Annotated in this window: 14 protein-coding genes and 2 tRNA genes (1 of these 16 only partly in view); 10 read left to right on the top strand and 6 right to left on the bottom strand. The window is 61.8% G+C overall.

The features are described from left to right. The first annotated feature begins 3 nt into the window (after positions 1 to 3). Both QGV55_RS11130 and QGV55_RS11125 read left to right on the top strand, forming a co-directional pair. Positions 4 to 80, top strand: a tRNA-Met gene (locus QGV55_RS11130). A 437-nt stretch (positions 81 to 517) separates the two neighbouring features. Then, positions 518 to 1,656, top strand: a protein-coding gene (locus tag QGV55_RS11125) for an IS3 family transposase (RefSeq protein ID WP_281015974.1) whose coding sequence is annotated in 2 segments (ribosomal slippage) — positions 518 to 782 and positions 782 to 1,656 — 1,140 coding nt in all. Because the reading frame shifts where the segments join, the coding sequence is not laid out codon by codon here. Positions 1,657 to 1,695: 39 nt separating this feature from the next. Here the strand turns inward: QGV55_RS11125 and QGV55_RS11120 are convergent. After that, complete coding sequence (locus QGV55_RS11120) at positions 1,696 to 1,992, bottom strand: hypothetical protein (RefSeq protein ID WP_281023662.1); 297 nt, start codon at positions 1,990 to 1,992, stop codon at positions 1,696 to 1,698. Here QGV55_RS11120 and QGV55_RS11115 point away from each other — a divergent pair. The 5 genes from QGV55_RS11115 to QGV55_RS11095 all read left to right on the top strand — a co-directional run bounded on the left by QGV55_RS11115 (position 1,969) and on the right by QGV55_RS11095 (position 7,148). After that, positions 1,969 to 3,228 (top strand): cyclic nucleotide-binding domain-containing protein, encoded by a 1,260-nt coding sequence (locus QGV55_RS11115; RefSeq protein WP_281016744.1) that lies wholly within the window; start codon positions 1,969 to 1,971, stop codon positions 3,226 to 3,228. The two genes, QGV55_RS11120 and QGV55_RS11115, sit on opposite strands and share 24 nt — an antisense overlap. Positions 3,229 to 3,376: 148 nt before the next feature. Continuing rightward, positions 3,377 to 4,015, top strand: a complete 639-nt coding sequence (locus tag QGV55_RS11110; RefSeq protein WP_281016745.1) for a DsbA family protein — start codon at positions 3,377 to 3,379, stop codon at positions 4,013 to 4,015. Positions 4,016 to 4,227: 212 nt separating this feature from the next. Then, complete coding sequence (locus QGV55_RS11105) at positions 4,228 to 5,436, top strand: MFS transporter (protein WP_281016747.1); 1,209 nt, start codon at positions 4,228 to 4,230, stop codon at positions 5,434 to 5,436. A gap of 295 nt (positions 5,437 to 5,731) precedes the next feature. After that, a complete protein-coding gene (locus QGV55_RS11100) occupies positions 5,732 to 6,472 on the top strand; it encodes a class I SAM-dependent methyltransferase (RefSeq protein WP_281019871.1) in 741 nt (246 codons plus the stop codon). Positions 6,473 to 6,533: 61 nt separating this feature from the next. Beyond that, positions 6,534 to 7,148, top strand: a complete 615-nt coding sequence (locus QGV55_RS11095; protein ID WP_281016748.1) for a dimethylsulfonioproprionate lyase family protein — start codon at positions 6,534 to 6,536, stop codon at positions 7,146 to 7,148. Between the two features lie 78 nt (positions 7,149 to 7,226). Here the strand turns inward: QGV55_RS11095 and QGV55_RS11090 are convergent, their stop codons facing one another. Beyond that, a complete protein-coding gene (locus QGV55_RS11090; protein ID WP_281016749.1) occupies positions 7,227 to 7,907 on the bottom strand; it encodes an OmpW family protein in 681 nt (226 codons plus the stop codon). A gap of 313 nt (positions 7,908 to 8,220) precedes the next feature. Here QGV55_RS11090 and QGV55_RS11085 point away from each other — a divergent pair, with 313 nt between their 5' ends. Both QGV55_RS11085 and QGV55_RS11080 read left to right on the top strand, forming a co-directional pair. Then, positions 8,221 to 8,787 carry a hypothetical protein gene (locus QGV55_RS11085; protein ID WP_281016750.1) on the top strand — a complete coding sequence of 189 codons (567 nt, stop codon included), beginning with the start codon at positions 8,221 to 8,223 and terminating at the stop codon, positions 8,785 to 8,787. Positions 8,788 to 8,984: 197 nt separating this feature from the next. Then, a complete protein-coding gene (locus QGV55_RS11080) occupies positions 8,985 to 9,998 on the top strand; it encodes a hypothetical protein (protein ID WP_281016751.1) in 1,014 nt (337 codons plus the stop codon). Between the two features lie 221 nt (positions 9,999 to 10,219). Here QGV55_RS11080 and QGV55_RS11075 read toward each other — a convergent pair whose 3' ends face one another. Then, complete coding sequence (locus QGV55_RS11075) at positions 10,220 to 11,614, bottom strand: PLP-dependent aminotransferase family protein (RefSeq protein WP_281016752.1); 1,395 nt, start codon at positions 11,612 to 11,614, stop codon at positions 10,220 to 10,222. Positions 11,615 to 11,692: 78 nt separating this feature from the next. Here QGV55_RS11075 and QGV55_RS11070 point away from each other — a divergent pair, with 78 nt between their 5' ends. Next, complete coding sequence (locus tag QGV55_RS11070) at positions 11,693 to 12,649, top strand: DMT family transporter (RefSeq protein WP_281016753.1); 957 nt, start codon at positions 11,693 to 11,695, stop codon at positions 12,647 to 12,649. 160 nt (positions 12,650 to 12,809) lie between these two features. Here QGV55_RS11070 and QGV55_RS11065 read toward each other — a convergent pair. From QGV55_RS11065 to QGV55_RS11055, 3 genes are all read right to left on the bottom strand, one after another. Then, positions 12,810 to 12,899: transfer RNA gene (locus tag QGV55_RS11065), tRNA-Ser, on the bottom strand. A gap of 71 nt (positions 12,900 to 12,970) precedes the next feature. Beyond that, positions 12,971 to 14,098, bottom strand: a complete 1,128-nt coding sequence (locus QGV55_RS11060; protein ID WP_281016754.1) for an NAD(P)/FAD-dependent oxidoreductase — start codon at positions 14,096 to 14,098, stop codon at positions 12,971 to 12,973. Next, a protein-coding gene (locus tag QGV55_RS11055) for an MFS transporter (protein WP_281016755.1) crosses the window boundary here: on the bottom strand, positions 14,085 to 14,648 show its final stretch. Its footprint extends 825 nt past the window's final position; 564 of the gene's 1,389 nt are visible here — the last part of the coding sequence; its start codon lies off the right edge, out of view; its stop codon occupies positions 14,085 to 14,087. Before QGV55_RS11055 ends, QGV55_RS11060 begins: the two co-directional genes overlap by 14 nt.

Here is a 14,648-nt window from a genome sequence, read left to right as displayed (position 1 = left end):
TGACGCGGGGTGGAGCAGCCCGGTAGCTCGTCAGGCTCATAACCTGAAGGTCGCAGGTTCAAATCCTGCCCCCGCAACCACTTTTACCGAACGGGCCGTTCTCTCATCGAGGGCGGCCCGTTTGCTTTGTGGTTCCGGTGCATCGGTCAAGGCGGCCATCTCGACGATGTTGCCGACGCGGCCAGTGGACCAGCCGTCGCTTCGACCCGACCCGCTTGGGGGCACGAGAGTCTGGTCAACCAGCTCTCGCAGGATCTCTCCAGCAAGGGTTCACGCGAGACATGCGCGAGCTCAAGGCGATGCAGAGTTGGGGGAGCAGGGCACCCCGCCATCCACGATCACTTCAACCTCGACCGCTATCTCAGCCGCCGACCCGACTTCAAGCGGCGCTACGATGCAATGGTCGCGGACTGGCGACAGATCACGGCCTGAGAGGTGGCCCGACAAATCTGGACAGTTGAGTTAGGTGGATTTTCTGCTCCCAATCCGGCAGCGTTGCCGGGACGAAGGAGCGAAGATGACAAGACGACCCAGGCGGAACCACAGCCCTGCCTTCAAAGCGAAAGTCGCATTGGCGGCGCTGAAGGGCGACAGGACGATGAGCGAGCTGGCGACGCAGTTCGACCTGCATCCCAATCAGATCAAGCAGTGGAAGGATCAGCTGCTTGAGGGCGTAACGGGTGTCTTCGATGACACGCCAAAGGCCGCGAAAGAGCCGCAGATCGACGTAAAGTCCCTGCACGCGAAGATTGGCCAGCTGGCGCTGGAAAACGATTTTTTAGAGGGCGCGCTCGACAAGGCCGGTCTGTTGCCGAGCGCAAGGAAATGACGGGCCCGGACCACAGGCTGAGCCTGACACGGCAAGCCCGGCTTCTCGGGATCAGCCGGGGCAGCCTGTATTACGCGCCGCGCCCGACCAGTGCGGCGGACCTCAAGCTTATGCGCAGAATTGACGAGTTGCACATGGACTACCCGTTCGCGGGCAGCCGTATGATGAAAGGGTTGCTGCGGCAGGAAGGCTTCACGGCCGGGCGGCTGCACGTGGCAACCTGCATGAAAACGATGGGCATTGAGGCGCTCTATCGCAGACCGAACACCAGCAAGCCTGCGCCCGGTCACAGGATCTATCCCTACCTGCTGCGCAAGCTGGCCGTGACGCAGCCCAATCAGGTCTGGGCCATGGATATTACCTACATTCCCATGGCCCGAGGGTTCGTCTATCTGGTCGCCGTTCTGGACTGGTTCAGCCGCAAGGTTCTGGCCTGGCGGCTGTCGGTGACGCTGGAAACAGCGCCGTGTCTGGAGGCCTTGAATGATGCCCTGCGCAGATATGGCAAGCCGGAGATCATGAACTCGGACCAAGGATCACAGTTCACGTCCATTGACTTCATCAAGGCGCTGAAGGACGCCGACATCCAGATCAGCATGGATGGCAAGGGCGCTTGGCGCGATAACGTGTTTGTCGAACGGCTCTGGCGCAGCGTCAAATACGAGGAGGTCTATCTGCACGCCTATGAAAGCGTGTCAGCCGCCCGACAGGGCATCGACCGATACCTGGCCTTCTACAACACAAGGAGACCGCATTCATCGCTGGAAGGGCAAACGCCCGATCAGGCATATCACATCAAGTTGCAACCAATCCCGGTGGCGGCATAACCAAGCGGAAAATCCACCTAAGAAACGGCTCGAAACTGTTCAAACGAACCGAACCACCTCTTTCCGAACGCGACGGCTTCTGAATCCCATATCGAGAACTACAGCTACCCCAATGATAATTACAGGATCTTCCAGATCCTGCACTTCGGCCTGGAGCACAACCCCGAGCGGATCACGCGCCTGCTCTATGACGCGCTTCATCTTGTCGTACCTGTCGACGGACGCAAGCGGCTCGGCCTCACATGGGTCAAGTACAATGGCGTCGATGAGCATGGGCAGAAGTTTCTGGTTGCCTTCGATTGCACGGACCGAATGTTGAAGAATTCGCAGGAACATGTGGCCCTGATCAGCATTTACCGCGTTCTGGCCCAGTCCGGTATCCACCCGTCAACCAGCCATCTCGACCTGCATGTTCGGCCTGCTGAAATCGACCTTGGCGAGGCTGCGCTGACGCCCGAGCGCCTCATCGAGCATGTGCCCATATTTGCTCCTTTGGGGGAGCATGGGCGTTCCCGGCTCTGTGATCTGGTTGAGAGGCGAACGTTTGCGCCTGGTGAGGCGGTGGTCAAGGAGGGGGACATTGGAGACTCGATGTTCCTTATTGCCGAGGGCGTGGTCTCCATCGAGGTCTCCGCGGAAGGACAGGAAGAGCGAATGGAGGTCGCGCGTCTCGGGCCGGGCGAGTTCTTCGGCGAGATGGCCCTGCTCACAGGCGATCCGCGCGCTGCGACCGTGGTCGCGCGGGACACGACCTTGACCTACGAAGTAACCAAGGCAGCAATTGCGCCTTTGATGGAGGGGGCCCAGTCCCTTGGCGCAGAACTGAGTGATGTGCTGGCCGAACGTCAATTGAAGACGGCTTCCGAGCGCGAGGCCAGTCGTTCGTACGAAGAGGTGAAGGCCGAGATCAGCAAGGGTCTGTTCGGTCGGATTCAGAATTTCTTCGGAAGAGCGCCAGCATCAGCGGAGAAGCCGTCACCGACGCCAGAGGGAGCCCCTTCGGTCCGTGATCACAGTGGCAACGGGACGGATCAACAGGCGGCCGTGGTGCCGCCGAACGGTGCAGCATCAGAGATTGGGGCAACAGAGACGCCGTGCAAGCCAGCGGCACCGGCTGAGCAGACGGCGGAGGTCAAGACGCCGCGCAAGCGAACAGCATCGGTTGCACGAACGGCAAAGGCCAAGACGACACGCACGCGGGCGGCACCGGCTGAGCAGGCGGCGAAGGTCAAGTCGCCACGCAAGCGGGCAGCACCGGCTGAGCCTGCGGCGAAGGTCAGGACGCCACGCAAGCGGGCAGCACCGGCTGCTCGGGCGGCAAAGGTCAAGACGCAGCGCGAGCCGGCGGCATCGGCTGAGCAAGATGCCGAGGGATCGCTCAACTCGACTGAACCAGTTTCTGCTGTAGCTGAAACACAGAGCATTGTTGAGGCGAAATCCAGCGACGACGCGGTTGCCAGGTTGCGCCGCGAGTCGAAGATGAATGGAAAGGCGAGGAACGCTCAGTTGAACTTGTCTGAAGTCGATGAGAACGAGACCACCTCCTCGAACGAGAACACGCAGGGACCCTAGTAAAGTCGAGAAGATATCGAGTTCGTGAGACTTATGAATTGGTTGAGCCAACTTCTGGACTGGGGGTTGGGAGGCGCTTCGGGAGTGAGCTAGTCACCACTCGTCAACATCGTTCCACAAGACCCCGACGGATGCACGGAGAATGACAATGAATGACAAGGCCAACGGTTTGATTTCGCGAAGGAAGTTGCTGGCTACAGGAGGTATTGCGACCGGAATGTTGCTCGGCGGCGTATCCCTGCCTGCTGCTGCGCAGAGGGTTTATTACCCCAGAGGCGATATGATCCTGGGTGATCCGAATGCCCCGGTAGAGGTAATCGAATATGCTTCCATGACCTGTTCCGATTGTCGCCGTTTTCACGAGGAAGTCTATCCGGCGCTGACGGAGGAGTGGGTTTTCTCCGGCAAGGTGCGGTTCGTCCTCCGCGAATATCCGCTGGACCGTTACGCCCTTCAGGCGTCCATGTTGGCGCGATGCAGCGGCGAGCAGAACTTCTTCGGCGTCGTCGATGTGTTGTTCGAGCGTCAGCCAAGCTGGTCCAAGATCGCTAACCCGACGGCGGCGTTGCGCCAGATCGGCATGCAGTTTGGTGTGTCCGGTCAGGCTTTCGATGCCTGCATGGCAGATGAGTCACTTGTCGACATGATTCTGTCTTCGCGGCTGGAGGGGCATCAACGCATGCGGGTTACCAGTACGCCGACTCTCTTTGTCAACGGCCAGATGGTTTCCAACCCCATGGACTATTCGGAGATCTCGGGTCGAATTCGCAGCGCATTGCAACGTTAGGGGCCATGACAGCAGTGAGTTTCGGCAGTTCACTGCTGTCTACCCTTGTCCCGCCGAGCAGGTAGACGAGGGGCCTGTGTCCCTTGGCAGGCCTGACTGTGCCGGGCTTGTCGAATGTCGGCTTCAGATTGACCTGACCGGGCGCGATCGATTTGCGGCGCACGGAGCGCTATATGTCGGAGACGTCCTGTGCGAAGGGGAGGAAAAGCACGATGACGGCGACCGGCGATGGGGCGACGACGCCGCGGATCCTGCCACTGCTGATGTTGTTGTTCGCAGTCGGTGACCTGTCGACCTCACTGCTGGTGCCGAGCCTCCCCGGAATTGCCCGCGAGTTCGGTACGCCCAATGTCACCGCCCAGCTTGCGATCTCCGGTTTCGCGGTGGCGTTCGGCCTCGGGCAGTTGCTGATGGGGCCGCTTTCCGACGCATTCGGCCGACGGCCGGTGCTGATCGGTGGGCTGATGCTGTTCGGCATCGGCTCGGTTCTGGCTGCGCTCGCCCCTGGTATCGGAGTGCTGATCGCCGGTCGCATCGTCCAGGGCGCCGGTGCCAGCGCCGGGTACGTGCTGGCCCGCGCGGTCGTGCGTGACATCGCGACCGATGACCGCCAGACCGCCCGGATGATGGCGCCGCTGTTCATTTCCAGCGGCACGATGATGATCTGCGGCCCGCTGATCGGCGAGGCGCTGATACCCCATGGCGGCTGGCAGGCCGCGATCCTCGCCGGGCTGCTGGTCGCCGGTTTTGCCTGCGCCTGGCTGGTCGCGAGCTTTCGCGAGACACTGACGGAGCGGACGACGGGTGGGCTGAACCCGATCCGCATGGCCCGAACCTATTCCGGCCTGTTCGTCCATGGGCGCTATTTCGCCTACCTCTTCACGCACTGCTGTGCCTATGGCGCGAGCTATACCTTCATCGCCAACGCGCCCTTCATTGACCTGGCGAACGGTCAGGCCGGGCCGCTTGGCCTTGGTATCAGCGTTGGCGTGGTGATGGCCGGCTTCCTGAGCGGATTGCTGATCGCTCGTCGGCTGGCTGGGTCGATCGGTGTGCCCCAGGGCGCGCACTATTTCGTCATTGCCTCGATTGTTCCGGTACTGGTGCAGGTCGCGCTCCATCAGGCGGGCATGCTGCACCAGTACGCCTACCTGGCGCTGGAGTTCCTGACCATCGCACTGCTTGGCGGCATGGCCCCGTTCACAGCCGCCGGCGTCGTGATCGAGGCGCCGGGCCGTGCCGGATCGGGCGCCGCACTGCTCGGCGCCTCCCAGATGCTCACTGTCGCCAGCGTCATCGTCGTCGTCGGTTTGCTGAACGACGGCACCATGCTGCCGCTGGCACTGATGCAGATCGCGTTGCTGGTCGCCGCGGTTATCGGCTTCCGACTGACCTACGGACCGATCCCGAAGGCAACATGACGCTTCCCACAGGACAACGCGCGAAATCGGATATGCGGATGATCCGCGCGGTGTTGGACATGATGACTACCGACCGCGCGGCTCGGTGCAGGTTCGCAAGGGTCGAGCCATTGCCGTGGTTTGCGAATAGCCCGTTCCGGATCCAGACTGAGACCGGCGAAGAACGATCTGGTGAAGCTGTTCAGCCAGGTTCTGACCGGGCGGTATCGGGTGGGAATGCTGGGCTTTCTGGTTTGGGGCCAAGCAGATTGGCGTATGGTCGCGGATGTGTCGGGAAGGATGAAACGTGGACGGAATGGAACTGCTTGCGGACCTTCACCGCAGCGCCAGGCGGCAGGGACCGGGTGGCGACGACGAAACGCGTCTCGCCATCAGGCTCTCGGGACTTGCCGGTATCAGGGACATCCGGATCGCGGATATCGGCTGTGGCTGCGGTGCCTCAGCCCTGATACTTGCCGGTGAGCTCGATGCCACAGTCACCGCAGTGGATTTCCTGCCGGTGTTTCTCGCCGAGCTTGAGACAGCCGCCAGGCGCGCGAATCTCGGTGATCGCATCAGGCCCCTGAACGTTTCCATGGAAGCGCTTCCCTTCGAGGATGGGCAGTTCGATGCGATCTGGTCAGAGGGTGCGGTCTACAGCATGGGGTTTGCCAACGGTGTGAGATCCTGGCGACGTTTCCTCAAGCCTGGCGGCATATTGGCCGTTTCCGAGTTGACCTGGCTCACGAGCGACAGGCCGACCGACCTGCAGGAACACTGGCAGCGGGAATATCCCGAGGTAGGCACTGCAGCCGAGAAGCTGGCTGTTCTCGAAGCCAGCGGCTACGCACCCGTCGGCTATTTCGTGCTGCCGGAGCATTGCTGGATGGACAATTACTACACGCCGATGCGCCGCAGGTTCCGGGCATTCCTTGACCGAAACGGCAATACGGCTGAGGCCGTTGCCTTGGTCGAGGCTGAGGAAATCGAGATATCCCTCTACGAGAAATTCTCCGATTACATCAGCTACGGCTTCTACATTGCCCGGCGCGCATAGATGCTGTGATACCAATGGCGCACGCTATCCGGCCAGTCGGCCCGCTACAGGAGAACAGTCAATGACCGAGCGATCCATGGAGCTTCAGGCATTCATCGACGCGGCTGCCATGGCCTTTGCCGGGCGGGCCGGGGAGGGGCGGTCGCAGGCATCGGTCTCGGAGTGCTTTGCCGCACTGGCGCGCCCGAGGGGCATGGCGTCAGGGGCAGGTGAGCGTCTGCCGACATGCGAAAGGTATCTCGACATGGCGACCGACCCGGATCGCCTTGACGACGAGGATCTCGTGCGGCTCGCCGTTGCGTTCCGGCGTATCGAACCGGCGCTCGTCTGGGGCAGGCGGTCGGTCAGGGGACTCAACGCCGAAGAGGGTTTCACCGACGGGCACGCGAACGCCATGGTCCTGGGTCCCAGCGGTATCGAACGACGAACCGACGTCTGGCTGGGTGTCTCGCTGGTCGCGCCGCACGTGCGTTACCCGGACCATGACCATCCGCCGGAGGAGACCTATCTGGTGATGACCTCAGGGGAGTTCATGCAGGAAGGAGGTCCCTGGTTCGAGCCGGGAACAGGTGGTTCCCTGTACAACCGACCGGGCAGCCTTCATGCCATGCGTGCGGGCTCTGAACCGCTCTTTGCCTTCTGGCTGCTGCAAAGCAGGGCACCGGATGTCGCATGATGCTTCAGCGGCATCCGGCTGATCGACGGATGCGGAATGCGTGGAGGGACATTGGCAGGTCCGTCCACGCACCGCTGATCAGAACAGGCTGAAACGGTAGCCGATGCCGACACCGACAATCACGGGATTGATGTCGAGTGTCGTCCTCTGCACGCCGATGTTGGCGGTGCGCAGGGTGACATCGGTGCTGATACGGACGTACTTCACATCGACATTGAGGAACAGGTTCTCTGCAATGCGATAGTCGAGGCCTGCCTGCACGGCCAGCCCGAAGGAATCCTCCGCTTCCACCTTTGTCGCGCCGACCGCGTTGATCAGCGCCCCGTCCGCATCCTCTCCGTAGAACATGGTGTAGTTCAGTCCCGCACCGAGATATGGCTGAAAATCGCCACCGGGATTGAAGTGATACTGCAGGGTCAGCGTTGGCGGCAGCAGCCAGGCGCTGGCGGCGTTGCCCAGGTTCGCGATGCCGCCCCGGCCCTCGATCTGATGCCGGGTCGTGGCCAGGATCAGTTCCGCCGCGATGTTGTCCGAGAAGAAGTAGGTGAAATCAAGCTCCGGCACGACCGCGTTGCCGGCACGCAGTTGCGAATTCCCAAGCGTCGGCTGAATGCCGTTCGATTCTGCGGTTGGCAGCACTGCGATGCCTCTGATGCGAACCCCCAGATCGCCAGCCTCCGCCTGCGCGGGACGCGCCATCAGCGAAGCGCCAACGAAAAGTGCGGTGACAGACAGGATTGCAGCTATTGCTCGTCTCATTGTCGCGGCTCCAGATATCGATTGCCTTGATTGGCTGAGATTTCATTCTGGTTCCGGGACGGCTCCGGGTTCTTGATGTGGGTCAAGTCGCTGGAATTTTTGACGATTTTCAGGAGATTCTTGCGCGCTGGGTGAGGCGTGGCCGGCGCGCTTGAATGTCTGCTGTCAGCGCAAATGTACCCGCATCGCCAGGATCGGCAACGAGACTGCCATCGTTCTGGATCCCGACCGGCTGGTGCAGGCGTGCTTCCACTCCGAGCTCGAATCTTGCTGATCCGGGGCAATCAAGGCATGCATTGGAGGGCACAGAACCATGTCGCTTGAGAAGGAACTCAGACCTTACATCGATGCACTGGTCGACCGGAAGCATCCGCTTGGCACGATCGAGTTGCGGGGCTTCGTCAACAAGCTTTCCAGTATCGCCGTCGACTACAGCAAGCGAGGCGGGAAGAGCAAGACCGACTCCGCACAGGCGGAACTTTCTGCGGATGACCGCTCGTATCTGGAGCGCCAGATCAATCTGAGTCTGGAGAAGCTTGCAAGTTCGGCCGATGCGATTCTGGAGGCTGTCGACAGTCTCTCCGACGCGGCGGGAGACAGGAAGAAGACGCAGGCTGCCAGCAGCAAGATCGTTCAGGCGTTTGATTTCCAAGACCTCGTTGGGCAGAGGCTGCTGGAGATGCGTCGCCGACTTTCGGAACCGGATCAGTGGCCGCCGTGCTGCCCCGGGGGCTTCCGGTCCAGGCCTGGACATGACGGTGGATCAGGAAATGGTCGACAAGCTGATGGCCGATTGATCCGGAGCCGAGGCCTGATCTGGTCCGATGGCCAGATGCTGGCCATTCAGAGGCCCAGGTGGCAAGGCCGCCAATCCCTCTGAAGTACGGACAGCATCTGCATCAGTGGATCCTGCTTTCAGAGGCATGCAATTTTCGGATTCCGTGAATTCATGAGGACTTTACGGCGGATATTTCAATAACCGGCGGATTTCCGTTCCGGGTATTGAGTATTGAAAGGGGAGCTACGGGGCCTCAGACAAGATTTGTCTGAAGATGATGTGCAGGTATCAGGCAGGCTTTGAATTCAAGCATCGTTAACCTGTCCGATGATACGAATATCACGTGGCAAGGCACAGGCTGCCGACACCAGCCTCAACATACCAAGCGGGATCTGGCCAGGACGATGGAAGTAACCAGTTTCGATTTCGAGCACCGAATTTTCACTCTCCCGGGCGCGTATATCTTCGGCACCGGGGCGGATCGCAAGCCCATGCTGCATGTGGAGATGGGTGAACTCCATGCGGCCCTGTCGATCGAGGGGCTGGTCAAGGAGTTCGGCATTGCGCCGGATTCGAAAGACTATGAGCTGATCGGCGTTGCCCAGGACGCGTTGAAGTTCGTTCAATACATCTCTCCGGGCGATTCGATCCCGACCGAGATTATCGACGGAACGGCGTCCTGGCCCATCGGACCGGAACACTTCGAGTCTGCCAAGAACCAGTTGATGCTGAAGCTGGCCTCCTGGGTGTCGGGAGAGAGTGTCACCAAGGCAGACAACGCCGCCATGACCAAGTTGCTTGACGACCCGGATGTTCAGAAGAACATCCAGAAGGGCTTCGAGCAGGCTGCGGAAGCCCTGAAGCTCGACAGCCGGGAAAAGGTCGTGGAGATGATCGAGCGTCTCGGTCGGGAGCTTTCATACATCCACGCGCTTCGTGAATATTATCACTGGGTTTTTCTGATCCGGCGGCATCTGAAAGCTGCCCAAGGGTTGCTGAAGGCCGACTCCCAGTCGCTGGAGAACGCCATTCGCGCGGATCTGCTGGCCGATAATGCGACGAAGGAATTCAGACGGAAGTTCGAGAATGTCGATGCACAGATCGACGATGTGGTTTCCGCCCTCAGCAACCTGCCGAATGTCATCGAATTCGTTCGTGTCGAGCGCGATGACCTGCACATGGGCACACTTGTCTGGTCGGAGATCGAGGAAGAGTGGAAAGCGCCGAAATTCGAGACCAGGGAAAGCGTACGGCGGGCGATTTCCGCTCTCTATACCTTCCTCGCGCAGAGGTTCCTGAAGACCGATTGGTAGGAAACGGGGCTCCAGGACCGGGCCCCATTGCTGCACGTACTTCATCGAACGCCAGAGACATGCGTTCGATGAAGATCTGTCGAGGATGCGGCCACGTCCGTACACCCCCTGCCGGCTGATCGTGGGCTCTCCGTGCACCTGTTCCCTGCGACGGCTTCGAGCTCATTCAGACACATTCCGCGGGGCGCGACGGATGGCCGATTTCGCGGTCTGGCTGTTGGTCAGATCACCATCGACGACCAGGTCGGCTTCTGCCGCAGCACACCCGCGACAATTTCGAGGCCGCGTTGCAGCCGCTCTTCACTTGCCTCGTGGCTGACGCAGAGACGGATGGCTTCTGGCGCATCACCCGCGTTGACGGCGAAGCTGCGGCCCTCGCTGATCCGAACGCCTAGGCGGGCGCATTCCGCGCAGAACACATCGGCACGCCAGCCGTCGGGGAGGGGCACCCAGGTATGGAAACCCTCCGAGACCTCCGGGATCGCCTCCGCGCCCAGTACGCTGCGCGCCAGTTGCTGGCGATGCGCGGCGGTTCGTCTCTGCTGGCCGGTCAACCTCTCCGCGGTGCCATCCTTGATCAACCGGCTGGCAACTTCGAGGGTCATCGGCGGCGTCATCCAGACGCTCAGATTGACCGACTGATGAAGGGCAGGGACGAACTTCTTCGGTGCCTTCAGAAAGCCCACCCGCAGTCCGGGCGCGACCGTCTTGGACAGGCTGGTCACGTAGATTGCCGTCTCAGGCGCAACCTGTGCCAGCGGCGCGGGCTTCTCGCGCTTGAGTGGTCCGAACACATCGTCCTCGATCAGGACCACGCCATGGCGCGCGGCGATCTCCGCGATCCTCATCCGTCGCGCCCTGGACAACGTGATCGTCTTGGGAGCCTGCAGGGTCGGCGTCAGATAGAAGGCTTTGGGGTTTGCCTTGCGGCACCAGGCCTCGAAAGCCTCCGGCACCACACCTTCGCCGTCCATCGCGACACCTCCGGTCTGCAGGTTGAGACGGGCTGCCATTGTGAGCACCGGCGTGTAGGTCAGCGACTCCGTCAGCAGCAGATCGCCCGGCTGCAAGAGCGCCATGAGGATGCACAGGATCCCGTGCTGCCCGCCGATGACCGGAACGATGCAATCGAGGTCCGATTCAAGGCCGCAACGCGCGAGCCATATCTGACCCGCCTCCAGGTGGTGCAGGAGGTCTGCATCCGTCTGGTAGTCCAGGAGGGATCGCAAGTGCACAGTGTCGGCAATCCCGGACATCACGCGGCGGACGTGCTGCTCTGACACCCCCGGCATCGGCAGGTTGCGCGACAGGTCAATCGGCCCGCTCTCTGCCCGGCGAAGGGTTTCGGGTTCCGCCTGCGCCGGATCGGGGGCGATCGACCGCACAAAGGTCCCCCGACCCACCTCACCCTTCAGCAGCGCCCGCTTTACCGCCTCCGCGTAGGCCCGGCTGGTCGTGTTCGGGGATATGCCGAGTTGATAGGCCAGTTCACGATGCGGTGGCAGGCGTGTCCCTGCGGGCAGGCGTCCCGTCGCAATATCCTCCGCCATCGCCTCGACGATCCGGAGATATTTCGGGCCATCACGCCCCGACAGATCGGGAATCCAAATTGCCATCAGATCAATCTTTCTATTGCACTGATAAATGTGTGATTGCAGTGACTGTGGGTGTCAATGCAATCATGGACTCCAGTCATGGCACTTTTCTCTCCGTCAGTCGGGAAAGGCATCGTCCTCTCCCTGGTCAGCCTCATGCTGCTCGGAGTCATGCCGATTATCTCCAACCTGCGCCCGTCCGATATCGGGGCGCTCGGCTTCGCCTTTGCGCTCTCTGTCTGGCAGGTGGTGTTCGCTGCGCCGGTGTTCGGATGGGAACTGCGAAGGGGCGGCAGGGGGATTTTCGGCATTGATCTGTCCCGCCGGCAACGTGACCGGATGATACGCGTCGCGCTCTTCACCGGCATGCTTTTCGGCCTCTCGACCTATCTGTACGTTCTGGGGGTCGAAAAGGCCGGTGCGGCGAATGCAGCCATTGCGATCCAGGCCTACCCGCTGTTCGCGATCCTTTGGGAGTCCCTGTTCCTGAAACGGCGCAAGACCGCAGTCGAACTGGCCCTGACAGTTGTTCTGATCGGCGCACTCTACTGCCTCGGCACCGGCGGCACTTTCCTGATGTCGAGCCTGTCGCCCTGGTTCCTCGTGTCTCTCGGGGTGCCCCTGCTGTGGAGTATCGCCCATGTCATCATCAAGGAGGAGCTCAGCAAAACGCCCATAACGCCGGTGCAGGTCACGTTCTTCCGGGTGGCGGTCTCGACGCTGTTTCTGGCGGTCGTTCTGGCCGTGGCTGTCCCGTCAGGGTTCGCTTCAGGCATAGGCGCCATTTTCCATGCAATGTCGGCCCTCATGGGGCTGGTCTACTTCCTGGAACTGCTCGTCTGGTTCTACGCTGTCCGCCATATCGATGTGTCATTGGCCAGTTCGATCACCACACCCTGGCCTGCCTTCACGATGGTCCTTGCCGTCCCGTTCCTCGGCGATGCCATCGCACCTCACCAGGTCGTCGCCCTGGCAGTCGTGGTCGCCTGCATCTATGGCCTTACGCTCGCGAGTCTGAGAAAAGGCAGGCTCCGGCACACCGCACCGGAAGCCTAGACGATGGTGGCCCCGCTGAACCCCTGCCCATCCACTGGACAGGGCTGAGAGTCACCAGGGCTGGATGCGTGGAGAACCGACGCACGTCGGCGTGACCGCCCGCATGGGCACCCCGTCGGAGCGGGTGAACACGGCGCGTTGAGCGTGAGACAGAAAATCGTGGCGGACAGGGTGGGATTCGAACCCACGAAGGGGGTTAACCCTTGGCGGTTTTCAAGACCGCTGCCTTCAACCACTCGGCCACCTGTCCCGCGCCGGGCGGCTTTAGCAGAGTGGTGTGAATGCTGTCCAGCGTGCATGCGCCGGACTCTGGCATCGGGGTCAGCCGGTGCCGGAGCCTGCCTTGCTGCCGACGATCCGGGCCAGCGCGAGGGAGGCGGTGAGGCCGGGAGACTCGATCCCGAACAGGTTGATCAGTCCCGGACAGCCGTGGTCGTCGGGGCCTTCGATGCGGAAATCGGCAGCCTCTTCGCCCGGGGCAGTGAGCTTCGGACGCGCCCCCGAGTAGCCGGGCAGCAGCGCGCCGTCGGGCAGGTCGGGCCAGTAGCTGCGGACGGCGGCGTAGAATTTTTCCGCGCGCGCGGGATCCACGGTGTAGTCGATCCGGCTCGGGTTCCGCGTTTCCAGCCACTCGACGTCAGGGCCGAAACGGGCGCCGCCGCCGATGTCGATGGTGACATGAACGCCCAGACCCCCGGGTTCGGGCACCGGATAGATCAGGCGGTTGAACGGCGCACGACCGGCGAGCACGTAGTAGTTGCCCTTGGCGAACCATGTTTGCGGCCGCGCGCTCGCCGGCAGCCGGTCGATGTCTTGCACCAGGCCGGGGGCATCCAGTCCGCTGGCATTGACCAGGGTGCGACAGCGCATCTCGAACGGGGCCGCGCCACCGGTGCGGATGCCCGGCCCGTCGTCCGAAACGGTGATCTGTTCGACCGGCGTGTCGAAGGCGATCATCGCCCCATGTGTCTCGGCGTCGCCCTGCAGCGCCAGCATATAGCCATGGCTGTCGATGATGCCGGTGGAGGGGGACAGCAGGGCCTTCACGCCGGTCACGGCAGGCTCCAGCTCTGCCAGTTCGGCCCGCCCGACCGCGCGCAGGTCGGGCACCCCATTGGCGACGGCCTTCTGGCGAATGCCCTCCAGCGTGGCGATCTGGCTCTCGCTGGTGGCGACGATGACCTTGCCGCAACGCCGGTGCGCAACGCCGTGGCTCTCGCAGAACGCATACAGCAACTGCTTGCCCTGGACGCAGGTCAGGGCCTTCAGGCTGTCCTTCGGATAGTAGATCCCGGCGTGAATGACCTCCGAATTCCGTGAACTGGTGATCGAGCCGATCAGCGATTCCCGCTCCAGCACGATGACCTCGCGCCCGGCCATCGCCAGTTCACGTGCAATGGCGAGACCGACGACGCCCGCGCCGATGACAACGGCATCAGCGGTTTCCATTGGTGTCTCCGCCTTGTCCGGCAACGGGTTCTTCTGAAGGGGCTTCAGGCTCCGGGGCGGATTCCGTCTCCGGTGTCCCGTCCTGTTGTCCATTGTCGGGAGGTGTCTCGCCGTTCTCATCCTGCTCCACGGTCAGTTGCACCGCGTAGGATGTGCCGCGTACCGGCATGGCCACGAAATCGACATGCTGCTTCGCCGTCGGGGCGGGCTTGCGCAGCATGCGGAACAGGGTCAGCAGGCCGATGATGCAGTGGATCGCGGCCAGGGTGATGAAGAAGCCGTCGGGGCCGGTCAGGTCGATGGCAAGGGCCGCCAGGTTCGGGCCCAGGATGGCGCCCGTACCGTTCAGAAAGATCAGGCCGCTGGAGGCGGCGACCATCTTCTTCAGGGGCACCCGGTCGTTCACATGGGCATTGAACAGCGAATACATCGGGATGGAGAAGCCGCCGAAGATGGCCATGGCAATGAACAGCGGCCAGACACTGCGCGATTCAATCATGGCTGGCGGCTGCACGGTCACCGGTTCCGGCAACAGGATCGCGACGATCGC

It is taken from the genome of Minwuia sp. IMCC3009, from assembly GCF_029909415.1.
GTDB lineage: Bacteria > Pseudomonadota > Alphaproteobacteria > Minwuiales > Minwuiaceae > Minwuia.
Note: the sequence above shows the minus strand (reverse complement) of the source record. Positions and strands in the feature narration are given on the sequence as shown.